This window comes from Pseudomonas neuropathica, assembly GCF_015461835.1.
In the GTDB taxonomy this organism is placed as follows: Bacteria; Pseudomonadota; Gammaproteobacteria; order Pseudomonadales; family Pseudomonadaceae; genus Aquipseudomonas; species Aquipseudomonas neuropathica.
Genome location: NZ_JACOPX010000004.1, coordinates 223,094 through 248,852, shown reverse-complemented (window position 1 = coordinate 248,852; position 25,759 = coordinate 223,094). Strand labels below are relative to the sequence as shown.

General features: G+C 60.1%; 27 protein-coding genes. 9 read left to right on the top strand and 18 right to left on the bottom strand.

The features are described 5' to 3' along the window. Positions 1-41: 41 nt before the first annotated feature. Positions 42-395, bottom strand: a complete 354-nt coding sequence (locus H8F23_RS06925) for an MGMT family protein (RefSeq protein ID WP_194933846.1) — start codon at positions 393-395, stop codon at positions 42-44. Between the two features lie 165 nt (positions 396-560). On the opposite strand from H8F23_RS06925, the gene H8F23_RS06920 reads away from it, so the two are divergent. Continuing rightward, a complete protein-coding gene (locus H8F23_RS06920; protein ID WP_093436364.1) occupies positions 561-1,568 on the top strand; it encodes a DUF481 domain-containing protein in 1,008 nt (335 codons plus the stop codon). A gap of 119 nt (positions 1,569-1,687) precedes the next feature. Here H8F23_RS06920 and H8F23_RS06915 read toward each other — a convergent pair whose 3' ends face one another. Beyond that, positions 1,688-1,897, bottom strand: coding sequence for a cold-shock protein (locus H8F23_RS06915; RefSeq protein WP_002554837.1), 210 nt, complete (start codon positions 1,895-1,897; stop codon positions 1,688-1,690). A gap of 354 nt (positions 1,898-2,251) precedes the next feature. On the opposite strand from H8F23_RS06915, the gene dcd reads away from it, so the two are divergent. After that, positions 2,252-2,818, top strand: a complete 567-nt coding sequence (gene dcd / locus H8F23_RS06910; protein WP_093436360.1) for a dCTP deaminase — start codon at positions 2,252-2,254, stop codon at positions 2,816-2,818. A 107-nt stretch (positions 2,819-2,925) separates the two neighbouring features. After that, the gene (locus tag H8F23_RS06905) at positions 2,926-3,135 is read left to right on the top strand and encodes a hypothetical protein (protein WP_194933845.1); all 210 of its coding nucleotides are present in this window, start codon (positions 2,926-2,928) and stop codon (positions 3,133-3,135) included. Positions 3,136-3,181: 46 nt separating this feature from the next. Here H8F23_RS06905 and pdeM read toward each other — a convergent pair whose 3' ends face one another. From pdeM to H8F23_RS06850, 11 genes are all read right to left on the bottom strand, one after another. Continuing rightward, positions 3,182-3,838: a ligase-associated DNA damage response endonuclease PdeM gene (pdeM, locus tag H8F23_RS06900; protein ID WP_194933844.1), complete on the bottom strand. Its 657-nt coding sequence runs from the start codon at positions 3,836-3,838 to the stop codon at positions 3,182-3,184. Then, on the bottom strand, positions 3,835-6,324 hold the full coding sequence (locus tag H8F23_RS06895) for a ligase-associated DNA damage response DEXH box helicase (RefSeq protein ID WP_194933843.1): 2,490 nt from the start codon (positions 6,322-6,324) through the stop codon (positions 3,835-3,837). The genes pdeM and H8F23_RS06895 overlap by 4 nt, the downstream gene beginning before the upstream one ends. A gap of 184 nt (positions 6,325-6,508) precedes the next feature. After that, positions 6,509-7,273 carry an ABC transporter ATP-binding protein gene (locus H8F23_RS06890; RefSeq protein ID WP_034154958.1) on the bottom strand — a complete coding sequence of 255 codons (765 nt, stop codon included), beginning with the start codon at positions 7,271-7,273 and terminating at the stop codon, positions 6,509-6,511. A 13-nt stretch (positions 7,274-7,286) separates the two neighbouring features. Then, positions 7,287-8,405, bottom strand: a complete 1,119-nt coding sequence (locus tag H8F23_RS06885) for a succinylglutamate desuccinylase/aspartoacylase family protein (protein WP_099758172.1) — start codon at positions 8,403-8,405, stop codon at positions 7,287-7,289. Between the two features lie 28 nt (positions 8,406-8,433). Beyond that, positions 8,434-9,144, bottom strand: a complete 711-nt coding sequence (locus H8F23_RS06880; RefSeq protein ID WP_034154960.1) for an ABC transporter permease — start codon at positions 9,142-9,144, stop codon at positions 8,434-8,436. Further along, positions 9,141-9,869 carry an ABC transporter permease gene (locus tag H8F23_RS06875; protein WP_093436331.1) on the bottom strand — a complete coding sequence of 243 codons (729 nt, stop codon included), beginning with the start codon at positions 9,867-9,869 and terminating at the stop codon, positions 9,141-9,143. Before H8F23_RS06875 ends, H8F23_RS06880 begins: the two co-directional genes overlap by 4 nt. Before the next feature lie 56 nt (positions 9,870-9,925). After that, positions 9,926-10,708, bottom strand: coding sequence for a transporter substrate-binding domain-containing protein (locus H8F23_RS06870; protein ID WP_008083900.1), 783 nt, complete (start codon positions 10,706-10,708; stop codon positions 9,926-9,928). 234 nt (positions 10,709-10,942) lie between these two features. Continuing rightward, positions 10,943-12,631: an ATP-dependent DNA ligase gene (locus H8F23_RS06865; RefSeq protein ID WP_194933842.1), complete on the bottom strand. Its 1,689-nt coding sequence runs from the start codon at positions 12,629-12,631 to the stop codon at positions 10,943-10,945. Beyond that, the gene (locus H8F23_RS06860; RefSeq protein WP_194933841.1) at positions 12,628-13,662 is read right to left on the bottom strand and encodes a ligase-associated DNA damage response exonuclease; all 1,035 of its coding nucleotides are present in this window, start codon (positions 13,660-13,662) and stop codon (positions 12,628-12,630) included. The genes H8F23_RS06865 and H8F23_RS06860 overlap by 4 nt, the downstream gene beginning before the upstream one ends. Positions 13,663-13,995: 333 nt before the next feature. Beyond that, positions 13,996-16,446 (bottom strand): penicillin acylase family protein, encoded by a 2,451-nt coding sequence (locus tag H8F23_RS06855; RefSeq protein WP_194933840.1) that lies wholly within the window; start codon positions 16,444-16,446, stop codon positions 13,996-13,998. Positions 16,447-16,637: 191 nt separating this feature from the next. Then, complete coding sequence (locus tag H8F23_RS06850; protein ID WP_194933839.1) at positions 16,638-17,282, bottom strand: glutathione binding-like protein; 645 nt, start codon at positions 17,280-17,282, stop codon at positions 16,638-16,640. Between the two features lie 146 nt (positions 17,283-17,428). On the opposite strand from H8F23_RS06850, the gene H8F23_RS06845 reads away from it, so the two are divergent. Next, complete coding sequence (locus H8F23_RS06845) at positions 17,429-17,986, top strand: cysteine hydrolase family protein (RefSeq protein ID WP_194933947.1); 558 nt, start codon at positions 17,429-17,431, stop codon at positions 17,984-17,986. A gap of 147 nt (positions 17,987-18,133) precedes the next feature. Here the strand turns inward: H8F23_RS06845 and H8F23_RS06840 are convergent, their stop codons facing one another. From H8F23_RS06840 to H8F23_RS06825, 4 genes are all read right to left on the bottom strand, one after another. Continuing rightward, complete coding sequence (locus tag H8F23_RS06840; protein ID WP_034154967.1) at positions 18,134-18,337, bottom strand: SEC-C metal-binding domain-containing protein; 204 nt, start codon at positions 18,335-18,337, stop codon at positions 18,134-18,136. Beyond that, complete coding sequence (locus H8F23_RS06835; protein WP_194933838.1) at positions 18,334-18,828, bottom strand: LEA type 2 family protein; 495 nt, start codon at positions 18,826-18,828, stop codon at positions 18,334-18,336. Before H8F23_RS06835 ends, H8F23_RS06840 begins: the two co-directional genes overlap by 4 nt. Before the next feature lie 122 nt (positions 18,829-18,950). Further along, positions 18,951-19,427 carry a YchJ family protein gene (locus H8F23_RS06830; RefSeq protein WP_093438810.1) on the bottom strand — a complete coding sequence of 159 codons (477 nt, stop codon included), beginning with the start codon at positions 19,425-19,427 and terminating at the stop codon, positions 18,951-18,953. Positions 19,428-19,431: 4 nt separating this feature from the next. Next, the gene (locus tag H8F23_RS06825; RefSeq protein WP_194933837.1) at positions 19,432-19,929 is read right to left on the bottom strand and encodes a DUF6231 family protein; all 498 of its coding nucleotides are present in this window, start codon (positions 19,927-19,929) and stop codon (positions 19,432-19,434) included. Between the two features lie 199 nt (positions 19,930-20,128). Here H8F23_RS06825 and H8F23_RS06820 point away from each other — a divergent pair, with 199 nt between their 5' ends. The 4 genes from H8F23_RS06820 to H8F23_RS06805 all read left to right on the top strand — a co-directional run bounded on the left by H8F23_RS06820 (position 20,129) and on the right by H8F23_RS06805 (position 22,834). Then, positions 20,129-20,824, top strand: a complete 696-nt coding sequence (locus H8F23_RS06820) for an OmpA family protein (RefSeq protein ID WP_007918596.1) — start codon at positions 20,129-20,131, stop codon at positions 20,822-20,824. A 91-nt stretch (positions 20,825-20,915) separates the two neighbouring features. Then, positions 20,916-21,638: an OmpA family protein gene (locus tag H8F23_RS06815; RefSeq protein ID WP_093438797.1), complete on the top strand. Its 723-nt coding sequence runs from the start codon at positions 20,916-20,918 to the stop codon at positions 21,636-21,638. 163 nt (positions 21,639-21,801) lie between these two features. Next, complete coding sequence (locus H8F23_RS06810) at positions 21,802-22,083, top strand: DUF1145 domain-containing protein (RefSeq protein ID WP_095049124.1); 282 nt, start codon at positions 21,802-21,804, stop codon at positions 22,081-22,083. Further along, positions 22,076-22,834 (top strand): collagen-like protein, encoded by a 759-nt coding sequence (locus H8F23_RS06805; RefSeq protein ID WP_194933836.1) that lies wholly within the window; start codon positions 22,076-22,078, stop codon positions 22,832-22,834. The genes H8F23_RS06810 and H8F23_RS06805 overlap by 8 nt, the downstream gene beginning before the upstream one ends. A 208-nt stretch (positions 22,835-23,042) precedes the next feature. Here H8F23_RS06805 and H8F23_RS06800 read toward each other — a convergent pair whose 3' ends face one another. Then, positions 23,043-23,507 carry a CopD family protein gene (locus H8F23_RS06800; protein WP_194933835.1) on the bottom strand — a complete coding sequence of 155 codons (465 nt, stop codon included), beginning with the start codon at positions 23,505-23,507 and terminating at the stop codon, positions 23,043-23,045. 99 nt (positions 23,508-23,606) lie between these two features. Here H8F23_RS06800 and dinG point away from each other — a divergent pair, with 99 nt between their 5' ends. After that, positions 23,607-25,751 carry an ATP-dependent DNA helicase DinG gene (gene dinG / locus H8F23_RS06795; protein ID WP_038358136.1) on the top strand — a complete coding sequence of 715 codons (2,145 nt, stop codon included), beginning with the start codon at positions 23,607-23,609 and terminating at the stop codon, positions 25,749-25,751. Positions 25,752-25,759 lie beyond the last annotated feature (8 nt).

The window sequence follows — 25,759 nt, the reverse complement described above, 5'->3', positions numbered from 1 at the left end:
GCTGAAGTCTGCCTCAAGATTGCGGAAACAAAGCGCGCACTCTAACCGCTGTGCTCTACCGGACGCCAGCCATGGCGCTGAATATCCACACGATTGTTCAGGACGGTGATGCCTTCCGTGCGCAATCGGGCCCGTTGTTCATCGCCGGACGGGCTGCCCACCGGCAGGCTGATCCGACCGCCGGCGCCCAGCACACGGTGCCAAGGCAGCTTTGTATCGCCGGGCAACTGACTCAAGGTGCGGCCGACCCAGCGGGCGGCGCGCCCCAACCCGGCCAGTTCAGCTAACTGACCATAGCTGACGACTTTGCCTTCGGGCACTTGGGCGAGCGTCGAGTAGAGCGCCGTGCGTCGGATTTGCGCATCGTTTTCAACGCTGTCGAGCGGGTCTTTCACGTACGCGGTTCCTGAGCATGAACAGTCTGATGACTTTCAGAGTAAACGGTGATCGCGCAATTGAGAAATGAACTCATCGGAAATCGTCCGGTCAGTCCTTGTCAGGGTCTTATTCCTACGGATAATGCCGACCTTTTTTCGCAAACTTGAGCCTTCGATTTGCTTATGTTGTCCAGATCCCTGCTGTGCCTTGCTGTTTTCAGTGCGTCCACGCCCCTGCTTGCCGACACCGTCTGGTTGAAGAACGGTGACAAGTTGAGCGGCACCATCACCGTGTTCGATGGCGGCAAGCTGTTGATCCAGACCAAATACGCCGGTGCGGTCACTATTGACTGGAAAGAGGTCAAGACGCTGGACAGTGATCAGCACTTGCTGGTCAAACAGGATGCCTACAGCGGTGAAGTGTCCAAATCGCTGACGGCCGCGGAAGATGGCAAGGTCACCCTGGCCAACGGTGAGGCGCCGAAAACCGTTGAGCTGGCGAGCATTCAGCAGATTCTCAAACCGAAACCGGTGGTCGAAGATCTGGTGTGGAAGGGCAATGTCGATTTGGCGCTGGATTATCAACGCGCCGAGAAAGACACCGATGACTACGATGTCGGCTTTAAGACCACGGCGCGTCATGGTCGCTGGCGTCATACCGCCGAAGGTGAGTACAACCGCGAAGTCCAGGACGACGAAACCACCACCGACAACTGGCGCGCCGAATACGCACTCGACCGCTTCCTGACCGATAAATGGTTTTGGCAGGGTCGTCTGAACTACAAGCGTGATCACATCGAAGAGCTGGCGCGTCAGCGTGTGGTCGGTACCGGTCCCGGCTATCAGTTCTGGGATGACGAGTTGGGCGCGTTCTCGCTGGGCTCGCTGCTTAACCGCACCGACTACGAGTATCGCGATGGCAGCAAGGACAACTTCTATTCCGTCGCGATGAAGTGGGATTACAACCGTTACCTGATTGGCAAGAAGGTCGAATTTTTCACCAACGGTGAAGTGGGCAAGCCGCTGTCGGGTGTTGCCGATTACGCGCTTGATGCTGAATTGGGGCTGCGCTACAAGGTTACCGACTGGGCGTCGCTCAACCTCAAGGCTGAGCGTGACATCATCAGTGGCACCAACGATGCCGATCTGAACAAGACCCGTTATACCGCCGGGTTTGGCGTGGCCTGGTAAGGCACCCACAAAAAAATCGCAGCCCTGGCAGGCTGCGATTTTTTTTGCCTGTACAAAACAGACGCCCACAAAAAAGCCCCGCTTTTAAGGGCGGGGCTCTTTTCTAAAGAAGCTACAAGTTAGATAACTTGTACTTCTTCAGCTTGCATGCCTTTCTGACCGCGGGTAGCGATGAAAGAAACCTGTTGGCCTTCTTTCAGGCTTTTGAAGCCGTCGGATTGGATAGCTTTGAAGTGAACGAACAGGTCGTCACCGGATTGTGGAGTGATGAAGCCGAAGCCTTTTTCATCGTTGAACCACTTAACGGTACCGGTTTGGCGATTAGACATGGTGTAACTCCTTGAACAAAGATAACTGCGACTCAGGAAGAACCCTGGCCGAGACTGAGTGCAAAGAGCAGGAAAAATTCTTGTAGATGGTTGGATCGAAATTCAACATATCGTGTAGAGATTCTCAGTGACACAAGCAACACAGTGACGCCACCTTAACCCAGTTTCCGAGAAGTGCCAATGCTTCTTGCGAAGGTTTCTCTGTTTTCGGGATCGGCGGTGTGACGGTTCGTCGCCAAAGCCCGTATTTCATGGGTGTTCGGCGAGAATTGCACCGCGCACTTTGAACCCGGCGGCGCGCCCGGTAAGATGCCGGACAGAATTTTTCCACCTCGCTATTCAGGACACCCCGCCATGAGCATCAAATCGGACAAGTGGATTCGCCGCATGGCGCAGGAACAGGGCATGATCGAGCCGTTCGTCGAGCGCCAGATGCGTGGCAGCGATGACAGCCGAGTGATCTCCTACGGTGTATCGAGCTACGGCTACGACGTGCGCTGCACCAATCACTTCAAGGTGTTCACCAACATCAACTCGTCCATCGTCGACCCGAAAAACTTCGATCCGGGCAGCTTCGTCGACGTCCACAGCGATGTTTGCATCATTCCGCCGAACTCCTTCGCCCTGGCCAGCACCGTCGAATATTTCCGCATTCCGCGCAATGTGCTGACCATCTGCCTGGGTAAAAGCACCTACGCGCGTTGCGGCATCATCGTTAACGTCACGCCGCTTGAGCCTGAGTGGGAAGGCCACGTGACCCTGGAATTCTCCAACACCACCAACCTGCCGGCGAAAATCTACGCCAACGAAGGCGTGGCACAGATGCTGTTCCTCGAATCCGACGAGGAATGTGAAGTGTCCTACAAGGACCGTGGCGGCAAGTACCAGGGCCAGCGTGGCGTGACCTTGCCGCGCACCTGATCGGTCCATCCGACAGATCGCGGGAATTCTTTGGCGGGCAGACACTCTATGGGGTGTACTGCCCGTTTTTGCTTTCGGCAAAACGGGCCTTCGCCGAGGAGTGCCCTATGAAGATCGATCCGCAAATCACTGCCGAACTGGCAAGGCTCGAGCCCAATCAGATTGGCGTATTGGCCTGGTCCTTGTTGGCGCATCCGTCGCTGAGCATGGCTGGCGGAATTCCCGGACAGCCCGATCCCGATACCCCCAACGAACAACCGACCGAACCGGGCGAACCGACGCTGCCGGACGAGCCGCCACCGGCACCAGTTGCCTGATCAGCATTGACAACCAATGGCCAGTCAGATGAGGTCTGCAAAGACTTCAACTGACTGGCCATATTTCGTTATCGCCGATGACGAAAATCCTGCAACTCACTTCGCGCTCGACCGCATAGCCGCCGGTGAAGGCGCCGAATGCCGGTAGCAGGCTGAAGCGTTCGCCGAGCCTGAAACACGCCAGGCGCAAGCTTTGCCGACCCTTGCCGTGCAGGCGATAGACCGGGTGTACGTGACCCGCCAGCACGTGCCTTTCAGGGTGCGGATCAGGCTCGTGCTGCAAGGCGAATGGCCCGAGCAGCAGCGGTTCCGGCACCACCCGGATATTCAGCGATTCAGGTGGATCACCGGCGCGTTTGTCATGATTGCCGCGAATCAGTGTCATCGGCAGATCCGCGTGGCGCGCGCGCCATTGTGCCAGCGCGTCCAGCGTGCCTGGCGCATGAGAGCCGGGCCCGTGGAGGAAGTCGCCGAGAAAGATCAATAACCGGCAGGGCAGCTTCGCCAGCAGTTGATCAATCACTGCGATATTGCTCGCCGTGGTGCCGTGCGGAACCGGTTGACCCAGACTGCGGTAAGCCGCCGCTTTGCCGAAATGCACATCGGCAATCAGCAGGACCTGTTGTGCGGGCCAGTACAGGGCTTTTTCCGGCAAAAGCCATAGTTCTTCGCCGGCCAGGCGTACCGGGTAGCCTGAACTCATGAGGATTTATCCTTGTCGGCGCTGTTCTCCAGATCACCAACCATTCGTCTGATGCGATCAGCGAGTTTTTCCGAACTCATGCTTTCGCGCATGCGCTCCACCAGCAGCGGGAAGCCCAGCGGTGTAGGACGTTTAACCTGATGCACATCCAGTTTCATCTGATTGATCCGGTCCAATGTCTGCTCCAGACGCTGAATATCCAGTTCTTCTCGCAGGACTTCTTCCCCGGCCTGGGCCAGCAACAGATTATCTGCGTCGTATTGTTTGAACACTTCAAAAAACAGTCCGCTGGACGCCTGCACCTGTCGGGTGCTTTTCGGTGCGCCGGGGTAGCCGGCGAAGACCAGCCCGGCAATCCGCGCGATCTCGCGAAAACGGCGCAAGGCCAGTTCGCCTGCGTTCAGACTGGCCAGAACGTCCGCTAATAAATCATCGGCATTGAAGAGATCGGCATTCAAATACTCGGCCCAGTCGATCGGCGTGGCGCTGAGCAATTCCAGGCCGTAATCGTTCACCGCGATGGAAAACGTCACAGGCTGCCGTTGACTGACGCGCCATGCCAACAGGCTCGCCAGTCCCAGATGCACCTGGCGCCCGGCAAAGGGATAGAGGAAAAGGTGCCAGCCTTCGCGGGACTTCAGCACCTCGGCCAACAGGTTTTCGGTGGTGGGCAGGCCAGACCAGCGCATCTGCGTTTCCAGTAACGGCCGCAGTGCGTGCATTTCCGGCCCGACAAACTCACCCTGCGCGGCCGCGCTGAAACGACTGACGACGGCGGCGGCGAGCTCATTGGAAAGCGGCATGCGCCCGCCATTCCAGCGCGGCACGGCGGCTTTTTTTGCGGTGCTGCGTTTGACGTAAGCGGTCATGTTTTCCACTCGCACCAACTCCAGTAAACGCCCGGCGAAGAGAAAACCGTCACCCGGTTTAAGCCGTGCGATGAAACCTTCCTCGACACTGCCCAACTGTTTGCCACCGCCGCCCTTGCTCCAGAATTTCAGATGGATGCTCGCGTCACTGACGATGGTGCCGATGCTCATGCGATGGCGCCGCGCCAATCGCGCATCCGGCACCCGCCAGACGCCATGCTCGTCTGGCTCGACCCGGCGGTAATCCGGATAGGCTGTCAGAGACATCCCGCCATGGCGTACGAAAGCCAGCGCCCAGGCCCAATCGGCGGGTGTCAGGTCACGATAAGCCCAGGCGCCACGGACTTCTTCGTACAGCTCATCGGGTAAAAATCCACCGCCGAGGGCCATGCTGACCAAATGCTGGACCAGCACATCCAGCGGTTTGTGCGGTGACTGGCGTGGTTCGATACGCCGTTGTTCGACGGCATCACGGGCGGCAGCGGCTTCGATCAGCTCAAGGCTGTGAGTCGGCACCAGCGTTACTCGCGAGGTGCGCCCCGGAGCATGGCCGGAGCGCCCGGCGCGTTGCATCAAACGTGCGACGCCTTTGGCCGAGCCGATTTGCAGCACGCGCTCGACCGGCAGGAAATCCACGCCCAGATCCAGGCTTGAGGTGCAGACCACGGCTTTTAAATGGCCGTCCTTCAAGGCCTGTTCCACCCAGTCACGGGTATCGCGGGACAGAGAGCTGTGATGCAAAGCGATCAACCCGGCCCAATCGGGTCGCGCCTCCAGCAGTGCCTGATACCAGATTTCCGATTGCGCCCGGGTATTGGTGAACACCAAAGTGCTGGCGCAGGCCTCCAGTTCGGCGACCACTTGCGGCAGCATCTTCAAGCCGATGTGTCCGGCCCACGGAAAACGTTCAATCGCCGATGGAAGGAGGGTGTCGACCTTCAACGCTTTTTCGTTTTGCCCCTGAATGCTGATGCCGCCGCCCTGTGGGATCAGCACTTGTTCGGCGTGGGATTGATTACCGAGAGTGGCGGACACCCCCCAGACGATCAGCTCGGGTTGCCAATGCCGCAGGCGGGCGAGGGCCAGTTGCAGTTGCACGCCGCGCTTGTTGCCGAGCAATTCGTGCCACTCATCGACGACGATCATGCGCAGGCTCGACAGCGCCACCTGTGCATCGGCGCGGGCGAGCAGCAGGGTCAGGCTTTCCGGAGTGGTGATCAGCGTGGTCGGCAGGCGCCGGCTCTGCCGGGCGCGTTCGCTGCTGCTGGTATCGCCGGTGCGCAGGCCGATGCTCCATGGGATCTGCAGGTCATCGACCGGTGTTTGCAGGGCGCGCGCAGTGTCGGCGGCGAGGGCGCGCATGGGGGTGATCCACAGCACGGTCAGTGGTTCGGCCGGTGGTTTGCGCTTGCGTGAGATTTCAACAACAGCGGCGGATTTGGCGAAGCGATTGAGCGCGGCAAACCACACCGCATAGGTTTTACCGGCACCGGTGCTGGCGTGGAGCAGACCGGATTGGCCGTTTTTGACCGCCGCCCAGACCTGTTTCTGAAAGGCGAACGGCTTCCAGTTGCGGGCGCTGAACCAGATTTTTGCCAGGTCGGAGGATTTCGCCATGCGGGCTGCGCGCGCTCTGGAGGGGTTCTTCCAGTGACCACATCAGTTGGCGAAAGGTTTAATCAGGGTGACCGTGTAGGAGCTGCCGAAGGCTGCGATCTTTTGATCTTGATCTTGATCTTGATCTCTACAAAACAAGATCAGAAGATCGCAGCCTTCGGCAGCTCCTACAGGGGAACGTGGGCTACTTGAGGTTTCCGCTGAGGAATTGTTTGAGGCGCTCGCTTTTCGGATTGCCGAGCACATCCTCGGGCGCGCCTTCTTCTTCAACCAATCCCTGATGCAGAAACAACACCTGGCTCGAAACCTTCCGGGCGAAGCTCATCTCATGGGTCACCATGATCATGGTCCGGCCTTCCTCGGCCAGCCCTTGAATCACCTTCAACACTTCACCGACCAATTCCGGATCGAGCGCCGAGGTCGGTTCATCAAACAGCATTACCTCCGGCTCCATCGCCAGCGCCCGGGCAATCGCCACGCGCTGTTGCTGACCGCCTGAGAGAAACGCCGGATATTGATCGGCCACTCGTGCCGGCAGGCCAACCTTGTCCAGATAACGCCGCGCACGGTCGTCGGCCTCCTGTTTGCTGCAACCCAGCACCCGGCGCGGGGCCATGGTGATGTTTTCCAGCACGGTCATGTGGCTCCACAGGTTGAAGTGCTGGAACACCATCGCCAGCCGCGTGCGCAGGCGTTGCAGTTCATCGGCGTCGGCGACGTGCATGCCGTGGCGGTCGGTGACCATGCGGATCGCCTGGCCATCGAGGCTCATGGCGCCGTCGTTGGGTTGTTCGAGAAAGTTGATGCAGCGCAAAAAGGTGCTTTTGCCCGAGCCGCTGGCGCCGATCAGGCTGATCACGTCGCCGGTCTTGGCCTTGAGCGAAACGCCTTTGAGCACCTGATGGTCGCCATAGCTTTTGTGCAGGCCTTCAACGGTCAGTTTGTACATGGGACAGACATCCTCAAGGCGAAAGTAGGTAGCCGCTGCGATAGGCTTCAGCGCCCGCGACGTGGGCGATAACCATGCCGGCAGTGGCCATGCGTCGCAGCGAGCGGGCGTACATCACGCCGGCGCTGGTGCAATGAACGGGGGTGACCCGGTCGTGGATCGGGTCGATGATTTCGGCGATCTGTTGCCCGGCTTCGAGGTATTGACCCGCCGTGGCGGTGTATACCAGCAGCCCGCCGACCGGGGTGGTCACCGGTTCCACACCGGCCAGCGGCGTAGCGGGGAACGGCAACGGTGGTTGCGATTTGGTCTCGCCGACAATCGCATCGGACTGGATCAGATAATCGATCAGCGCCTGGCAGTCGCGGCTGGCCAGCGGATGGGTGACGTCGCCCTGGCCGCGCAACTCGACGGTGACTGAAAAACTGCCCAGCGGAATCTCGAAGTGTTCGCCGAAGCGCTCCTTCAGTTGCCACCACAGCAGGGTGAAACATTCGTCGAACGACTGACCGCCTGAGTCGGTGGCCAACAGACTCGCCTGAGCTTCGATATAGCGCGCCAGCGGTTCGACCTGCGGCCATGCTTCGGGCGTGGTGTAGAGGTGCACCACCGATTCGAAATCACAATGCAAGTCCAGCACCATGTCCGCGTCGCAGGCCAACCGTTGCAGGGTCAGACGCTGGGATTGCAGTTGCGTGCTGGCGGTCTGGCGGGCGAGCGCGTCGCGCAGATGCGTGCGGATCAGTTCGAGGTTGTGTTGCGGATCGTCGTTCAGCTTGCCTTCGATGGCGTTGCCGATCTCTTCGCTGAGATCGACGAACCAGCGGTTGAAGTTCTGCCCGCTCTCCAGTTCGTAGCGGCCCAGCGGCACGTCCATCAGCACTTGTTCGAGGCCGACCGGGTTGGCCACTGGCACCAGCACGATTTGGCTGCGCAGGCGCCCGGCGGCTTCCAGCTCCGCCAGACGCTGCTTGAGGTGCCAGGCCACGAGCATGCCGGGCAATTCATCGGCGTGCAGCGAGGACTGAATGTAGACCTTGCCTTTGGCCTGCTCCGGGCCGAAGTGGAAGCTGTGGATCTGTCGTGCGGTCCCCGGCAGCGGGGCCAGCAAGTCATGAATCAGGTGGCGCATTTTTTATCTCTTTATTCCTGAGCTGGGCCTAGTGAGTCGGCCCGAGGAAGGCCAGCCATCGGCGTTCGGCAAGGCGGAACAGGCCGACCAGCGCAAAGGTGATGGTCAGGTAGATCAGCGCGGCGATGCCGAACGACTGAAAGGTCAGGAAGGTCGCCGAGTTGGCGTCCCGCGCAACTTTCAGGATGTCGGGGATGGTCGCGGTGAAGGCCACGGTGGTCGAGTGCAGCATCAGGATCACTTCGTTGCTGTAATACGGCAACGAACGGCGCAGCGCCGACGGCATGATCACGTAGGCATACAGTTTCCAGCCGGTCAGCCCATAAGCCTTGGCCGCCTCGACTTCGCCGTGGTTCATGCTCCGGATCGCCCCGGCGAAAATTTCCGTGGTGTAGGCGCAAGTGTTCAGGGCAAAGGCGAGGATCGTGCAGTTCATCGCATCGCGAAAGAAACTGTCGAGCAGCGGCTGCGCACGCACGGCGGCCAGGCTGTAGATCCCGGTGTAGCAGATCAGCAGCTGGATATACAGCGGCGTGCCACGGAACAGGTAGGTGTAGAACTGCACCGGCCAGCGGATGTAGAAGTGCGGTGAGACGCGCGCGATCGATAACGGGATCGACACCAGGAAACCAATGAAGATCGAGGCGCTGAGCAACCACATCGTCATCGCCAGCCCGGTGATGTTCTGGCCGTCGGTATAAAGGAAGGCGCGCCAGTATTCCTGCAGAAGTTCGATCATCGTACGGCCTCCCGGGCACCGGCGGCGTAGCGGCGTTCGAGCCAGCGCAAGATGAAGTTCGAGGCACTGGTGATCAGCAGATAGATCAACGCGGCGAGGACCAGGAAGTAGAACAGTTGATAAGTGCTTTTACCGGCGTCCTGCGCCGCTTTGACCAGGTCGGCGAGGCCGATGATCGACACCAGCGCGGTGGCCTTGAGCATCACCATCCAGTTGTTGCCGATGCCCGGCAGGGCGAAACGCATCATTTGCGGGAACACCACGAATCGAAAGCGCTGGCCGCGTTTGAGGCCATACGCGGTGGCGGCTTCAACCTGACCGCGCGGAACGGCGAGGATCGCGCCACGGAAAGTTTCGGTGAAATACGCGCCATAAATGAAGCCCAGCGTCAGCACCCCGGCGCTGAACGGGTTGATCTCGATGTATTCCCATTCCATGTAGTCAGTCAGGGACGTCAACCAGGTTTGCAGGCTGTAGAAGATCAGCAGCATCAGCACCAGGTCCGGCACCCCGCGAATCAGCGTGGTGTAGAGCTGGGCGGGCAGGCGCACCAGTTTTATTTTTGACAGTTTGGCGCTGGCGCCCAGCAGACCGAGCAACACGGCCACCAGTAGCGACAACGCCGACAATTTGATGGTCATCCAGGTGCCTTCCAACAGCAAAGGGCCGAAGCCCTTGAGGCTGAAGGCGGAGAGCCCCAGATTTTGTAAGAGGTTTTCGAACATAAATCAGCAACCTGAGCGGATGGAAAAGGCGCCCATCGAGGATGGGCGCCGGGGCATTATTTGCCGCTGTACAGATTCAGATCGCCAAAGTGTTTCTTTTGAATCTCGGCGTATTTGCCGTCATCGTGTAACGCTTTGATACCTTTATCTAAAAGCGCCTTCAGCTCAGTGTTACCTTTCTTAATACCGACAGCGGTTTTGGCTGGCAGCAATTCGTTGTCGACGGGCTTGCTGACGTCATAGTCGGCACCCTGTGGCGACTTCAAGAAGCCCAGTTCGGCTTGCAGCATGTCCTGAATACCGGCGTCGAGACGGCCGGAGGTCAGGTCGGAGTACACCTGATCCTGGTTCTGATAGGCCTGGGTTTTCACGCCGGCCTTGTCCAGCACGGCTTTGGCGTAAGCTTCCTGAATGGTGCCTTGCTCGTAACCGACGGTTTTACCCTTCAGCGAAGCAACGTCGGCGGTGATGCCGGAGCCTTTTTTCGACACGTAAGCGGTCGGGCCGGAGAACAGTTCGCTGGAGAAGTCGATGACTTTTTCGCGAGCCGGGGTCACGGTCATCGACGAGATCACACCGTCGAATTTGTTGGCCTTGAGGCCCGGAATCATGCCGTCGAAGTCACTTTCGACCCACTTGCACTTGACCTTGAGTTCGGCGCAGATCGCGTTGCCCAGGTCGATGTCGAAGCCCACCAGGCTGCCGTCGGCCGCTTTCGACTCGAACGGTGCGTACGAAGGGTCAACGCCAAAGCGCAGCTCTTTGTATTCCTTGGCCAGCGCGGAGCCAGCGGCCATGCACAACGCCAGTGCAGAAAGGGTCAGCAATGCTTTTTTCATTATTCAATCCCTAAGAACCAATATGAGCGCTTGTGGCGCAGAATTATTGTTACTGGAACGCGTACGACCTATAGAAAGTAGCAATTTCCGAACCAGAGTCCCGAACAAGTGTTTTAAAAGGTTGGGCGGGGAGGGATGAGGACGATTGAATGCCCGGAAATGGGCATTGCAGAAAGCGTGCACTGATTTGAAGCCGATCGATCAAATGATCGATTGATGTCCCGGGAAAAGGGGTCAGGCCAGCAGATCCTGCAAAGTGGCCAGGCTATCCGCTTCATCCACGGTCTTGTCCTGCCGCCAGCGCAGCATCCGCGGAAAACGCACCGCGATCCCGCTCTTGTGTCGGCGTGACAGGGCAATACCTTCAAAGCCCAGTTCAAAAACCAGACTCGGCTTCACACTGCTGACCGGGCCGAACTTTTCTACGGTGGTCTTGCGCACGATGCTGTCGACCTGACGCATTTCCTCATCGGTCAGCCCCGAATACGCCTTGGCGAACGGCACCAGCGCGCGCTGACTCGAATCGGGCGGGCCGTCCCACACGGCAAAGGTGTAATCGCTGTACAGACTGGCCCGGCGACCGTGACCGCGCTGCGCGTAAATCAGCACCGCATCGACGCTGAACGGGTCGACTTTCCACTTCCACCACACGCCCATGTCCTTGGTTCGCCCCACGCCATACAGCGAATCCCGCGCCTTGAGCATCATGCCCTCGACACCCAGTCGCCGCGAGGACTCGCGTTGGCGGGCGAGGTCCAACCAATCAGTGCCGGTCAGCACCGGTGAGGCCAGCAGCACCGGGCTGTTGCAGCGCGCAATCACCGCTTCCAGTTGCGCCCGACGTTTCGCTTGCGGCTGGTTGCGCCAGTCTTCGCCTTGCCATTCCAGCAAATCGTAGGCGAGCACCACCACCGGCACGTCTTCGAGGATTTTCTTGTCGAGGGTCTTGCGGCCGATGCGTTGTTGCAGCAGGGCGAACGGCTGCACCGCCGGCGGTTCGGTCGATTGCGGATCAAAGGCGTCTTCGGTGCGCGGATGCGTGCTTTTCCACACGACGATCTCGCCGTCGATCACCGTGCCGTCAGGCAGGCCGTGCACCAGCACATCCAGTTCGGGAAAACGCTCGGTGACCAGTTCTTCGCCCCGCGACCAAATCCACAGCCGCCCCTCACGCTTGACCACTTGTGCGCGGATGCCATCCCATTTCCATTCAATCTGCCAGTTGCTCGCAGGGCCGATCAGCGTTTCAAACTCTTCGACCGGTTGCGACAACGCGTGGGCGAGGAAAAACGGGTAAGGCTGGCCACCGCGCTGGGCATGTTCATCGCTGGACTCAGGGGCGATCAGTTTCAGATAACTGGCCGCACTCGGCCGGTTCGACAGATCGGTGTAACCGACCAAGCGCTGCGCCACACGTTTGCTGTCCAGCCCGGCCATCGAGGCCAAGGCCCGGGTAACCAGTAGTTTCGAGACACCGACGCGGAAACTGCCGGTGATCAATTTGATGCACAGCATCAGGCTTGATCGATCCAGTTGCGCCCACAGGGCCGGCAGTTGTCGGCTCAAGTACTCTGGAGTTTCACCGCGCAGCGGCAGGAGTTTTTCTTCGATCCATTCGGCGAGGCCGGCGTCGGAGCTGTGCGGGTTTTCTGCGAGCACCAGTGAAATGGTTTCCGCCAAGTCGCCGACCGCTTGATAGCTTTCCTCGAACAGCCACGGTTCCAGGCCGGAGACCTCGACCGCGAGCTCGCGCAGGATTCTCACCGGCACCAGTTGCCGGGGCCGGCCACCGGAGAGAAAGTACACCGCCCACGCGGCGTCGTGCGGTTCGGCCTGGGCGAAGTAGGCTTGCATCGCCGCCAGTTTGGCGTTGCTCGAGGTGGTCGCGTCGAGTTCGGCGTACAGCTCGGCGAATGCTTTCATGCGGGCATCTCTGCGATGGTCGGTTCGGTGGCGAGGTTTTCTTCTTCGTCATCGCCGTATTCGGTGTTGAAACCCTGGGCATCCAGACCCCGTTCGCGCAGATGCCGCACCAGCACGCCGATCGAACCGTGAGTGACCATGACGCGTTCCGCACCGGTTTGCTCGATGGCCCACAACAGGCCGGGCCAGTCGGCGTGATCGGAGAGCACGAAACCGCGATCGACGCCGCGCCGCCGCCGGGTACCACGCAAGCGCATCCAGCCACTGGCAAATGCGTCGCTGTACTCGCCAAAACGGCGCATCCAGCTGCTGCCTCCGGCCGAGGGTGGGGCGATGACCAGGGCCTGGCGCATGATCGGGTCGTTTTTTTTCACCTCTCCGGCGTAGATTGTCGGCGGCAAATACACGCCGGCCTCGCGGTAGACCCGATTCAGCGGTTCGACCGCACCGTGGCTGAGGATCGGACCGAGGCTTTCGTCGATGCCGTGGAGTATTCGTTGAGCCTTGCCGAACGAGTAACAGAACAACACGCTGGCCTTGCCGGCCGCGATGTTCGTCGCCCACCACTGATTGATCTCGCCGAACACCTGCGCTTGGGGCTGCCAGCGATAAATCGGCAAGCCGAAGGTCGATTCGGTGATGAAGGTGTGGCAGCGCACCGGTTCGAACGGGGCGCAGGTGCCGTCCGGTTCGATCTTGTAATCGCCCGATGCGACCCAGACTTCACCGCCGTATTCGAGGCGTACTTGAGCCGAGCCGAGCACGTGGCCGGCGGGGTGAAAACTCAAGGTGACACCGTGGTGCGTCAGGCGCTGACCGTAGGCGAGAGTTTGCAGGTTGATGTCCTGACCGAGGCGCGCACGCAGAATCCCTTCGCTGGCGCTGCTGGCGAGGTAGTGCTGATTGCCGGTACGGGCGTGATCGCCGTGGGCATGGGTAATGACCGAGCGCTCGACGGGGCGCCACGGGTCTATGTAGAAATCTCCCGCAGGGCAATAAAGGCCTTCGGGGCGGGCGATAACAAGGTCCATGTCATTACCAGAATGGAGGGCTTGTTAGCTATGAGGCTGGCGCGTGTCCGGAAGTTCTATCGACTTTGAAGAGCAACCCTCACCCCAGCCCTCTCCCAGAGGGAGAGGGGGCCGACCGAGGTGGCTGGCGAGCTACATCGACCTGAAAAACCGAGTCGATTATGGATTGGGTGACAGCACGAAACGAGCTGACTCTGGATTCGGCACTACACGAACCGAGTTGATTCCGGATTCGGCACAGCACTGTCAGGTCGGCGTAAGTCTGCAGCATCCCCCAATCAGTCCCCTCTCCCTCCGGGAGAGGGTTAGGGTGAGGGGCTTTTGATGTACAGCTTATTTGCCGGGGGTGAGGGTCAGGCGGGTCTTGCCGTACACCCGGTCAAAGTTCTGCGGCTGCATCGGCAAGCCGATGTACTGCCCCTTCAACCACGCATCGATGCCATTGAGGTAGTTCGGACTCACCGGATTACCCGATTGCCCCGTACCGTTCTGCCCCATCAGCGGTTCAGCCTGGCCGAAGTCGACAATGAAACGCATCGACGGCGCACGCGTCGTGGTGAAATCCTGACCCCAAGCGAACGCCGACGTGTTCAACGTGGTGTGATCGCCACCGGCCGCCAGTGGTCCGCGCACGGTCTGTCCATTGCTGTTCTTCCAGGCATAACTGTGCAGCTTGCCCCACTGCCAGGCGCGGTGATCGCCGCCCAACTGACTCTCGCCAGCGCTGATCGCCGCCGCGAAGCTACGGGCAAGAATCACCGCTTTGTCTTCTTTCTGCGGTGTACGAATGTCGTCCCAGAACGGACTGTCTTCGCGCCCCAACAGATGGTCAGCCTGCGCCGCGTAGGACAAATCACCATTGGCGATAAACGCCTTCCACGCAGGACTCGATTCCGGACCGAGCTCATCGAGGAAGATCTGCTTCATGCTTTCCTGCAGGAACAGCTCGTAGATCGCCGCATCCGCCGAGGTCGGGCTGAGCTTGCCGTCGAACGCCATCAACCGCGTGAACGCTTCGCGCGCCTTGCTGCGATCCGCTTCCGGCAGGGCATCGATCGCCTGTTTCAGCGGCTGCTTCATGCCCGGTGCTTCGAAGACTTTCTTCAGCTTGGCGGCGAAGGTGGTGGTCTGGTCGTACTGCATGGCGATCACGCTGCGGCTGTCGTGCTTGCCGCTGCCGGCCAGTTCGGCCAGACGTTCGCCGCGCTCCGGCGCTGCCCAGGAGTTGGACAGTTGCATGCCGTAGCCGTGAGGAATCACACGCTGGTTGGCGGTGCCGAGCCAGCCTTGCGCCGGATCCTGATCGTACGGATGCAGCATCGGGTCGGCGTAACCGTCCCAGTCGTAGCGACCTTCCCAGCCCGGCGACGGCAGCAAGCCTTCGCCTTCGCGGCGGTTGGGGAAACGCCCGGTGACCTGCCAACCGATGTTGCTCGCATCGGCGAACACCAGATTCAGGGCGATGGCGCGGATCTCGCGGCTCGCGTCGGAAGCGCGTTCAACGGTTTGCGCACGGGTCAGATCAAAAAACGCATCCAGCGACTTGTCATCAGTGAAGCTCGGGGTCTGCAAGGCCAGACCGAAACCGCTGCCTTGCGCGGCCGCCTGAGCACTGTTGAGCAATGCGCCGTGGCGGGTTTCGTACACCGCTTCGCGAATCGGTCGTTGGCCTTTGACGAAGTAGGTTTCGTTGCGCACGCCCAGTGGCTGCCATTTGCCGTTGACCTCGTAGGTCAGGCTGCTGCCCTGGCGACGGATTTTTTCCAGAAACAGATCCTGGTTATCGCCGAGCACGCTGGTCATGCTCCACGCGACTTTGCCGTTGAAACCGCCGAGGACCATCGGCAGACCGGCAACGGTGACGCCGGCGGCCTGATATTTCGGTGCGCGGATCTGCACGAAACTCCACAGCGACGGCGCGGCCAGCGGCCCATGGGCGTCGCTGGCCAGCAGGCTCTTGCCGCTGCGGCTGCGTTGCGGGGCGATCGCCCAGTTGTTCGAAGACGGGGTGCCGAGCAGGTTCAGCGCCGACAGTTGCTGGCTGGCGTTGCTCAGTTCGGTCAGGCCGGGAATCTGCCCGTTGAGCTTGAGGCCTTGCAGCTTGTCGGCCTCGGCCAGTGGCAGGTTTTCGTCAGGCGCGGACGGCGTCAGCCAGGCGAGTTTGTCGGTAGTAACGGTTTGCGCCAGCACCAGCGAGGAAATCTCTTCCGGCAGATTGGCTGATTGGCTGAAATTCAGCAGGGCGAAAATCAGCGCCGAGTCTTCCGGTTTCCAGTATTCCGGCTTGTAACCACTGGAGGCGAGATCACCCGGCAACTTGTCGGCGTAGCGGAACAGGTAGGCGTTGACCCCTCGTGCATAGACTTCGAAGAAACGCTTGAGGCGAGGCGACGAGGCCTTGTACAGCTCGCCAGCGCTTTTCTTCAGATTGACCGCGCGCATGTAGCGGTCGGCGTCGAGCATTGACGCGCCGGACATTTCCGCCAGACGGCCCTGCGCCAACAGGCGCAAGGTCACCATCTGGTTGATGCGGTCGCTGGCGTGCACATAGCCGAGGCTGAACAGCGCGTCGTGGAAGGTGTTGCTCTCGATCAGCGGCATGCCCATGGCATTGCGACGTACCGACACGTTCTGCGCCAGACCCTTGAGCGGTTGCACGCCTGAGGTCGGCGGGAGGGTGTCCTGAGCATTCCAGGTTTGGCAACCGGACAGGCCCAAAACACCGGCCACTGCTGCGGCAACGCCGAACCGGGGAAGAAAATGTGTGAGGGCTGGCGAGGCCATGGCAAAGCTCCTGCGGGGGGTAGCGTCAGTAAAGGCGCTACGTTAGTGAGCAGGAGGTGGCCGCGCAAGCGGGGGCGGGGGTTATTTGCGTATTTCTGTCGAATGGAAAAGATCGCAGCCTGCGGCAGCTCCTGCATAAGCATGTGTTCCCCTGTAGGAGATGCCGAAGGCAGCGATCTTTTGCCGTTCAATCAAGCCTTCGGTGGTTTGATTTTCTGCACCAACGCGTAGGCCTTCACCGTCGCCGGGCGATCCTTGATGTGGTTGAACCAGCGCTGCACATGTGGGAAGTCTTCAAGGTTCTGGCTTTGCCACTTGTGCGAGACGATCCATGGATAGATCGCCATGTCGGCAATGCTGTATTCGCTGCCGGCGACGAATTCGTTATCAGCCAGTTGCTTGTTCAATACGCCATACAACCGCGCGGTCTCGTCGATGTAGCGCTTGATCGCGTAGGGGATTTTCTCCGGGGCGAACTGGCTGAAATGGTGATTCTGCCCGGCCATCGGCCCCAGTCCGCCCATTTGCCAGAACAGCCATTGCAGCGCCGTTTGCCGACCGCGCAGGTCTTGGGGCAGAAATTTCCCGGTCTTCTCCGCCAGATACAAAAGAATCGCCCCGGATTCGAACAGCGACAGCGGCTCGCCGCCATCGGCCGGTTCATGATCGACGATGGTCGGGATGCGGTTGTTCGGGGCGATTTTCAGAAAGTGTGGCTGAAACTGCTCACCCTGACCGATGTTGATCGGGTGCACGTTGTACGGCAGGCCGGCTTCTTCGAGGAACAGAGAGATCTTGTGGCCGTTGGGGGTGGTCCAGTAATACAGGTCGATCATGGAGAGCTCCAAAGCAGAAATGGACTTGCGTGCGGACAGCAAACGCCGGCGTCAGGTCGTCCCGTGTGCGTTCGATAGCTTGCTTAGTAGGAAGAGGTGATGCTGAACTGCGCAGAATTCAATGACTCTGCATGAGAAAAATCGCCATGGAGCTTCAGGCCAACGCTGCACTGATCATCATCGACCAGCAAAAAGGCATCCTGCAGCCGCGTTTGGGGCGAAGGAATAATCCTCAGGCGGAAGAGCGAATCCTTGATCTGCTGGGGCTGTGGCGGCGTAGCGCAAGGCCGGTGATTCATGTGCAACATCTGTCACGTGAACCGGATTCGGTGTTTTGGCCGGAGCAGGAAGGGGTGGAGTTTCAGCAGCGGTTTTTGCCGCAGGACGGTGAGTGGCTGATTCAGAAACAGGTGCCGGATGCGTTTTGTGCCACCGGGTTAGAGGCGCGGCTGCGTGAGGCGGGGATTGGGCAATTGATCATCGTCGGTGTGGCGTCCAACAACTCGGTGGAGTCGACGGCGCGCACGGCGGGCAATCTGGGGTTCGATGCATGGGTGGTGGAGGATGCGTGCTTTACCTTCGACAAGGTCGATTATTTCGGCACGTTGCGCACAGCTGAAGAAGTGCACGGGATGTCGCTGGGGAATTTGCAGGGTGAGTATGCGACGGTGGTCAACTCTGCCCGGATTCTAGGGGCAGGCTGAAAAAACTTCGCCGTATGTGCCGGCCCCTTCGCGAGCAGGCTCGCTCCTACAGGGATTGCATTCCAACTGGAGGAACTCGAATGACTGTGGGAGCGAGCTTGCTCGCGAAGGCGGCAGGTCAGGCGAAGAGGTTCTTCGCCCCGGGCATCACGCCCCGTGGCACTTCTTGAATTTCTTGCCGTTGCCGCATGGGCACGGGTCGTTGCGGCCGACGTCTTTCAGGGCGTTGCGCACCGGTTCCTGGTGGGCGTGGCCGCAGTTCGGGCCGTGCACGTGGCCGTGGTCATGTTCGTGATGATGGTCATGATCGTGGTTGCAGTCAGGGCCATGGACATGAGGTTGCTGGGTCATCGGTGTTGCTCCGGAATTAAATCGGCGGGGATTATCACGCCATTGCGCTCAAGGTGCACGTAGTGGGCGATGAATAAACCGGTTTCCATCTCACCCTGCAAGCGATAGGGAATCTGTTGATTCGAGCTTTTCAGCATTTTCACCACATCTTTTACCCGGGGCCACAGGTTGGTGCGGATCGGCACTTTGAAGTAGGCACTGCGTTTTGGTCCGACCGTAAACCATTGTTCATGTTCACCCTCGGCCAGCAGTATGTCGGCCAGATGTATGCGGTATTCGAGGCCGCGCACGGTCAGGTCGCTATCGTTGGGGTTATCGACGCGAAAGTGCAGGATGAATTTCTGTTCGAGCAGTTTGGCGCGCACCACTTCGACTTTCACCAGATGCACGGCGGGGTCGACGCTGTCATCGTTGAACCACGACGCGCAACCGCCGAGATTGAGCATCAGCATCAGAATGAAGCATTGGCAGGTGCGCCGACGACCGAGCATGGTTTAACTCCCTTTGGTGCCAGTCTAGACGCTAAAAGATCGCAGCCTGCGGCAGCTCCTACAGGGGAAACGCAAATCCTGTGTAGGAGCTGCCGCAGGCTGCGATCTTTTGATCTTCAACCTCAAGCGCCGAAATATCCCGCACAGCACTTCTTGAACTTCTGCCCACTGGCGCACGGGCAACTGTCATTGCGCCCCAGCTTCAACTGCACCGTCGGGTCGATGAAGTACCAGCGCCCGGCGTTCTGCACGAACGACGAACGCTCGCGATGGCTATGCTCGCCCTGACCGTCATGCCAGCGCGCGGTGAAGGTGACGAAAGCGTGTTCCGGCTGGCCACCGAAGACTTCCGAGCTCTCGACTTCAAGGCCGAGCCAGGTGCTCTGCGCGCTCCAGTCGGTGATCGATTGGCGATTGAGGCCCGCTTGCTGGGCGGGCAGGGTGGTCGCCACCAGATAGTCGATCAGCCCCAGCACATAGGCGCTGTAGCGCGAACGCATCAGCGCTTCGGCGCACGGTGCCGGATGGCCGTCGTGATAATGGCCGCAGCAGGCCTCCAGCAGATTGCCGCTGCCGCACGGGCAAATGGCTGTACTCATTGCATTACCACCAGTATTTCCCGAAGTTTTCCGGATTGGCCCAGAACCGTGAGTTGAGCCAGTCGGGGACTTGTTTGTATTCAAGCAGATCATAGGTGAACAGGGTCAGCACTTGATCGTCGCGTTGAAAACGTTCACTGGCTTGCAGCGCCAGTGAATAGAAGTCGGTTTCCTGCCAGCCGCTGGCCGCCAGATCCGCCAGCACGGCGATGCGGCTGGCGTTGAGATTGCGAATCCCGCCCAACAGGTTCAGGCCATCGCGTTTGGGCAAATGTTCCAGGCAATCGACCACCAGCGCCAGATCGAAGCGCTGCGCCGCCAGTTCAGCAGGCAGTGCGCCGGGCGCGGCGTGGGCCACGACGGTGTCTGGATGTGCCTCTTTAAAGGCGCTCAGGGCTGGAAATTCGCTGGCGCCGATCAGCAACAGCCGCGTCGGGGCGTAGCGATCCAGCAAGGCGGCTAACGCCTGTTGCGGCGTGCGGGAAGAAATGGCGACGTTCATCGAAGCTCCTCAATCAGACCGCCAAGACTAGCCTGCCTGACGGTGGCGGCAAAGCGCCCTGTTCCGCCCGTTTCGGGTAAATGTGCCGAAGTCCTGTGAACAGGCTCGCAAACAGCGGTGGCCTATTGCTGGCGGAGATTAAAACTCCGGTCTTTACTCCCTGAATCGGTTCTAAGCCGATCCCTCAGGAGAAAACCAGATGAGCATAGTTCGGACAGCATTACCTTTGATTCTGCTAACCAGTGTGTTGACTGGTTGCGCAGGTTTGCAGAAAACCGACTGGCCGACCTGTGCGGCGGTCGGTGGTGTCGTCGGTGCCGGTCTCGGCGCAACCGAAAGTTCGGCATGGGCCGGCTACGGTGCGTTGCTGGTCGGTGGCACGGCAGCGGCCTATTGCTGGGTTCACGGCGATGGCGATGAAGACGGCGATGGCGTGCCGGACAGTCGCGACAAGTGCCCGGGCACGCCTAAAGGCGTACAGGTCGACGCTGACGGTTGCCCTCCACCAGCGCCTGCACCCGTGGTCGAAGAAGCTGTAGTGGTCAAGGAAGAAACCATTGTTATCCGTGATGTGCACTTCCAGTTCGACAAAGCCACGCTGACCGGCCCTGACAAGCAAGTGCTCGACAAGGTCGCCACCCGCCTGAAACAGGAATCCTCGACGGCGCAACTGACCGTGACCGGTCATACCGATAGTGTGGGCAGCGATGCCTACAACAAAAAACTGTCGGATCGTCGTGCGCACTCGGTGGTGGACTACCTGATCCAGCAAGGTGTGCCACGCGCCAGCTTCGTTTCGGTGTCCGGTCTGGGTGAAAGCCAGCCAGTGGCCGACAACAAAACGGCGGATGGTCGTGCACAAAACCGTCGTACCGAAATCAAAATCCAGCGTTAAGCCCCTCTCGCATCCGCGCCTTGTGCAGTCGCGGATGCGGGTCTTTACTCCTGTGTAACCGGTATGGGCCGGTGACACAGGAGCTTTCACAATGACTGTTTTCTCAAGGTCCGTCTTGCCGGTGCTGCTGCTAGGCAGCTTGCTCACCGGTTGCGCCACCCACAGCGATGGCACTGCACCCCTCAATCAACGTACGTGGCCGATCTGCAGCCTTATCGGCGGGCTGGTCGGTGGCGGTCTCGGCGCTATTGAAAGTGGCGGCTGGGCCGGCGGCGGCGCAGCGCTGGGGATTCTTACCGGCGGACTGATCTGTTACGCCCAGGACGGCGATGAAGACGGCGACGGTGTATTCGACCGCCGCGACCGTTGCCCGGACACCCCGGAAAATACCCCGGTCGATCACCGTGGTTGCCCGTTGCCGCAATACCCGGTCACGGAAAAAGTGCCGGAGCCTGCACCGCAAACTGAAGTCATCACCCTCAGCGATGCCGGCAACGTGCTGTTCGATTTCGACAAATCCGACTTGACCCCGGCGGCGAAAGCCCAGCTCGATACGCTGATGGACAAACTGCGCAATGCCGACGTGGTGAGCATCAAGGTCATTGGTCACACCGACAGCAAAGGTTCGGATGCGTACAACCAGGCCTTGTCGGAACGGCGTGCAAGCAGTGTCGCCACGTATCTGCTGAGCCAGGGGCTGGCGCCCAACAAACTCACCAGTGAAGGGCGCGGTGAAAGCGAACCGGTTGCCGATAACGCCACCGATGAAGGTCGTGCGCAGAACCGGCGTGTGGAGCTGCACATCAATCGTTAGGACGCGTCTGTAGGGCGCAGGCTAGAGCTGCCGGGCGACGATCAGCGTCGTTTCGGCAGCCATTTGGCAGACGATCGAAGTTTTTTCATTTTCCCCTCTGGCTTATCCCCCGCAGAAGCCGTTACTGTGCGCCCAAAGAATAATTCGCAACACGGGGGAGCGTATGAAAGTGTTCTGGGGGCTGGGGCGATTGTTGACCCTGCTGTTCTGCTGCGTGGTGCTGGCCAACCAGTTGGTGCCGTTCGTACATCCGTTGCATCTGCTGGTCAATCTGGCCGGCGGTCTGTTGTTGCTGATTCATCTATTCGAAGTGCTGCTGTGTAATCGCAGCCTCAAAGGTCGCCCGCACCCTTGGCGTGACCGTGGCCGTATTTTGCTGTTCGGCGTATTCCACCTGCAAACCATCCCGGCCCCGGCCGCTCCGGAGGCTTCTTCCCATGCGTAAACTCTGCTTGCTCGCTGCATTCATCAGTCCATTGGCCTGTGCCCAGGTGGTCAGTGTCGAAACCAATTCGCTGATGCGTTTGCCCAATACCGCCAGCACCTTGCAGCTGGAAAAACTCGAAGTGGCCGATTACGGCACGCTGTTGATTCCGGCGAACGTGACCGAGTTGAGTGTCGGTGAACTACGTCTTGGCCATGAAGCACGCATCGCAATCGTTCCGGGCGAGAACACTTTGGACATGAAGGTCGTTCGCGCAGAGCTGAGCGATGGCAGCCAGATCACCGCGCGCGGGGCGCCGGGGACGTATGAAAAAGCCGCCCGTGCGGGGCGCAATCTGAATCTGCAATTCAAGGCGTTGAGCGCGCCGCAACTGTTGGTCGATGCCCGTGGCGGCACCGGTGCCCCTGGTTTTGTCGGTCTCGATGGCGGTAATGGTGAAGACCCGGGCTGCACTTATGGCTCGGCCGGGCATGGTTTTGATGGCAGCAACGGCAGTGATGGCCAACCTGGAGCACCGGGTGCGCTGGTGCGGCTGGAAGTGCCGCGCGAGTTTCCGGCTGAGTTGATCAAGGTCAACGTGGCGGGTGGCAACGGTGGCCCGGCGGGTGTTGGCGGCAAAGCAGGGAAGGGCGGCAAGTCCAAGGGCTGCCTGGTGTATCGCGCCGATGGCGGCAAGAATGGCAAGGCCGGGGCGGATGGACAGCCTGGGCCTGTAGGGGCGGCGGGCGCTGTGACTGTGCAGCGTCTGTAAAAGCAGACCCTCATCGGAACGCCGCCCGCCCAGCCCTCTCCCGGAGGGAGAGGGAGCCGACCGAGATGATTCAGGCCATCCATCGACCTGAAAAAACCAGTCGATTATGGATTCAAAGCGAATCTCTCAAGTCGGCGTAACTCTTCAATATCCCCCACTCAGTCCCCTCTCCCTCTGGGAGAGGGCTAGGGTGAGGGGCTTTTGATGTTCAGATCATCGGCCGAGCCGCCGCAATTGCCACCAGCACCAACCCGACAATCAGATTAAGCCCCACCACCCGGCGAATCCGCCCCAGCACCGCCGCACCCGCCGGCCAATCCTTCGCCTCCACCGCCGTACGCAGCTCCGGCAGCATCAGCCCCTGAATCCGGATAAACAGCGCCGTCATCACCACATACAAGCCCATCATCACCTGCACATACTTCGGCGCGGTCTCAAAGCCGACCTGCTGCACATGCAACATGCCCACGCCGCTGATCGGCAACAGGATCACCGCAACCCAGACCCAACGGAAAAAACCTTGAAACACTTCCACCCACAAGGTCAGTCGGGCAGGGCCGTCGAGGGCCTTCACAGCCGCCGGGCGCAGGATCATCCAGGCGAAAAACATGCCGCCGACCCAGACCAGGGCAAACAAGACATGCAGGGGATAGACGAGGCTAAAAGGTGTCATTGGGTTACTCCGTTCTGCGCAGGATCGATTCGCGGGGTATGATAGCCGCCGATCCAAACCACTGAAAATTTATCCAGCGTTTTTTGCGCCCGACAATCCATGATCAGTACTGAACTCAAAACCACGATCCAGGGCGCCTATTCGCGTTTTCTAGAGGCCAAGAGCCTCAAGCCGCGTTACGGCCAGCGCCTGATGATCGCTGAAATCGCCAAAGTCCTCGGGGATATCGACACCGACGACGAAGGCCGGCGCAGTGGCGACCCCGCGATTGTCGCGGTGGAAGCCGGCACCGGTACCGGCAAGACAGTGGCCTACAGCCTGGCCGCGATTCCGACTGCCAAACTCGCTGGCAAGCGCTTGGTCATCGCCACCGCGACCGTGGCCCTGCAAGAGCAGATCGTCTACAAGGACTTGCCCGACCTGATGCGCAACAGCGGGCTGAACTTCAGCTTCGCCTTGGCCAAGGGCCGTGGCCGCTACATGTGCCTGTCCAAGCTCGACATGCTCTTGCAGGAAGGCCACGCGCAAACCGCCACCGCGCAGCTGTTCGAAGAAGAAGGCTTCAAGATCGAGGTTGATGAGGCCAGTCAGAAGCTGTTCACCAGCATGATCGAAAAGCTCGCCGGCAATAAATGGGACGGCGACCGCGACAGCTGGCCGAATGCGCTGGAAGACGCCGACTGGGCGCGCCTGACCACCGATCACAGCCAGTGCACCAACCGCCATTGCCCGAACTTCGGCCAGTGCGCCTTCTACAAGGCCCGCGAAGGCATGGGCAAGGTTGACGTGATCGTCACCAACCACGACATGGTGCTGGCTGACCTGGCATTGGGCGGCGGCGCAGTGCTGCCGGATCCACGCGACACCATTTATGTGTTCGACGAAGGTCACCACCTGCCGGACAAGGCCATCGGCCACTTCGCCCACTACACGCGCCTGCGCTCCACCGCCGACTGGCTGGAAACCACGGCGAAGAACCTGACCAAACTGCTGGCCCAGCACCCGCTGCCGGGCGACCTCGGCAAATTGATCGAACAGGTGCCGGAGCTGGCGCGGGAGATCAAGGCCCAGCAGCAGTTCATGTTCAGCGCCTGCGAGCAGGTCGCCGATTTCAAACCCGGCGAAGACGTCGAGGGCCGTGAGCGTCCGCGTCATCGTTTCGTCGCCGGGGTGATTCCCGAGCACATGCGCGAAATGGGCATCGAGCTGAAAAAAGGTTTTTCCCGTCTCAACGATCTGTTCACCCGTCTGACCGACCTGCTCAAGGAAGGCATGGACGGCGAGGTCAACATCGGCATCGCCAGCAATCAGGCTGAGGAATGGTATCCGCTGTTCGGCAGCCTGTTGTCGCGTGCCTCCGGCAACTGGGAGCTGTGGACTGCGTTCACCGCCGAAGACCCGGAAGACAGCCCGCCGATGGCGCGTTGGCTGACCCTGGCCGAAAGCGGTTCGCTGTTCGATATCGAGGTCAATGCCAGCCCGATCCTGGCGGCAGAAACCTTGCGCCGCAGCTTGTGGAACGTGGCTTACGGCTGCCTGGTGACCTCGGCGACCCTCACGGCGCTGGGCACTTTCGACCGCTTTCGCATGCGTGCCGGTCTGCCGAAAAAGGCTGTCACTGCTGTGGTGCCGAGCCCGTTCCATCACGCCGACGCCGGGGTATTGCGGGTGCCGGATCTGAAGGCCGATCCACGGGATGCCGCCGCACACACGGCAGCGATCATCCGTGAGTTGCCCGATCTGGTCGAAGGCTCGCGCGGCACCTTGGTGTTGTTCTCCTCGCGCAAACAGATGCAGGACGTGTTCGACGGTCTCGACCGCGACTGGCGCAAGCAAGTGTTCATTCAAGGCAACCTGTCGAAACAGGAAACCCTGAACAAGCACAAGGCGCGGGTCGATGGCGGTGATTCCAGCGTGCTGTTCGGTCTGGCCAGTTTCGCCGAAGGTGTCGACTTGCCGGGCGCGTACTGTGAACACGTGGTAATCGCCAAGATCCCGTTCTCGGTCCCGGACGATCCGGTTGAAGCGGCGTTGTCGGAATGGATCGAGGCCCGTGGCGGCAATCCGTTCATGGAAATCTCCGTGCCCGACGCTTCGCTGAAGCTGGTTCAGGCTTGCGGGCGTCTGCTGCGCACCGAAGAAGACCGCGGCACCATCACCTTGCTCGATCGGCGCCTGGTTACCCAGCGCTATGGCAAGGCGATCCTCAATGCGTTGCCTCCTTTCCGTCGTGAAATATCCTGAGACAACGG

Coding starts and splice junctions, on each gene's coding strand:
- H8F23_RS06840 (WP_034154967.1), bottom strand. CDS start 18,337: ATGACCCAGCAACCTCATGTCCATGGCCCTGACTGCAACCACGATCAT.
- H8F23_RS06820 (WP_007918596.1), top strand. CDS start 20,129: ATGAGCATAGTTCGGACAGCATTACCTTTGATTCTGCTAACCAGTGTG.
- H8F23_RS06890 (WP_034154958.1), bottom strand. CDS start 7,273: ATGTACAAACTGACCGTTGAAGGCCTGCACAAAAGCTATGGCGACCAT.
- pdeM (WP_194933844.1), bottom strand. CDS start 3,838: ATGAGTTCAGGCTACCCGGTACGCCTGGCCGGCGAAGAACTATGGCTT.
- H8F23_RS06920 (WP_093436364.1), top strand. CDS start 561: ATGTTGTCCAGATCCCTGCTGTGCCTTGCTGTTTTCAGTGCGTCCACG.
- H8F23_RS06825 (WP_194933837.1), bottom strand. CDS start 19,929: ATGAACGTCGCCATTTCTTCCCGCACGCCGCAACAGGCGTTAGCCGCC.
- H8F23_RS06800 (WP_194933835.1), bottom strand. CDS start 23,507: ATGACACCTTTTAGCCTCGTCTATCCCCTGCATGTCTTGTTTGCCCTG.
- H8F23_RS06845 (WP_194933947.1), top strand. CDS start 17,429: ATGGAGCTTCAGGCCAACGCTGCACTGATCATCATCGACCAGCAAAAA.
- H8F23_RS06915 (WP_002554837.1), bottom strand. CDS start 1,897: ATGTCTAATCGCCAAACCGGTACCGTTAAGTGGTTCAACGATGAAAAA.
- H8F23_RS06865 (WP_194933842.1), bottom strand. CDS start 12,631: ATGAAAGCATTCGCCGAGCTGTACGCCGAACTCGACGCGACCACCTCG.
- H8F23_RS06895 (WP_194933843.1), bottom strand. CDS start 6,324: ATGGCGAAATCCTCCGACCTGGCAAAAATCTGGTTCAGCGCCCGCAAC.
- H8F23_RS06885 (WP_099758172.1), bottom strand. CDS start 8,405: ATGCGCCACCTGATTCATGACTTGCTGGCCCCGCTGCCGGGGACCGCA.
- dcd (WP_093436360.1), top strand. CDS start 2,252: ATGAGCATCAAATCGGACAAGTGGATTCGCCGCATGGCGCAGGAACAG.
- H8F23_RS06880 (WP_034154960.1), bottom strand. CDS start 9,144: ATGATCGAACTTCTGCAGGAATACTGGCGCGCCTTCCTTTATACCGAC.
- H8F23_RS06870 (WP_008083900.1), bottom strand. CDS start 10,708: ATGAAAAAAGCATTGCTGACCCTTTCTGCACTGGCGTTGTGCATGGCC.
- H8F23_RS06815 (WP_093438797.1), top strand. CDS start 20,916: ATGACTGTTTTCTCAAGGTCCGTCTTGCCGGTGCTGCTGCTAGGCAGC.
- H8F23_RS06830 (WP_093438810.1), bottom strand. CDS start 19,427: ATGAGTACAGCCATTTGCCCGTGCGGCAGCGGCAATCTGCTGGAGGCC.
- H8F23_RS06875 (WP_093436331.1), bottom strand. CDS start 9,869: ATGTTCGAAAACCTCTTACAAAATCTGGGGCTCTCCGCCTTCAGCCTC.
- H8F23_RS06860 (WP_194933841.1), bottom strand. CDS start 13,662: ATGGACCTTGTTATCGCCCGCCCCGAAGGCCTTTATTGCCCTGCGGGA.
- dinG (WP_038358136.1), top strand. CDS start 23,607: ATGATCAGTACTGAACTCAAAACCACGATCCAGGGCGCCTATTCGCGT.
- H8F23_RS06850 (WP_194933839.1), bottom strand. CDS start 17,282: ATGATCGACCTGTATTACTGGACCACCCCCAACGGCCACAAGATCTCT.
- H8F23_RS06855 (WP_194933840.1), bottom strand. CDS start 16,446: ATGGCCTCGCCAGCCCTCACACATTTTCTTCCCCGGTTCGGCGTTGCC.
- H8F23_RS06835 (WP_194933838.1), bottom strand. CDS start 18,828: ATGCTCGGTCGTCGGCGCACCTGCCAATGCTTCATTCTGATGCTGATG.
- H8F23_RS06905 (WP_194933845.1), top strand. CDS start 2,926: ATGAAGATCGATCCGCAAATCACTGCCGAACTGGCAAGGCTCGAGCCC.
- H8F23_RS06810 (WP_095049124.1), top strand. CDS start 21,802: ATGAAAGTGTTCTGGGGGCTGGGGCGATTGTTGACCCTGCTGTTCTGC.
- H8F23_RS06805 (WP_194933836.1), top strand. CDS start 22,076: ATGCGTAAACTCTGCTTGCTCGCTGCATTCATCAGTCCATTGGCCTGT.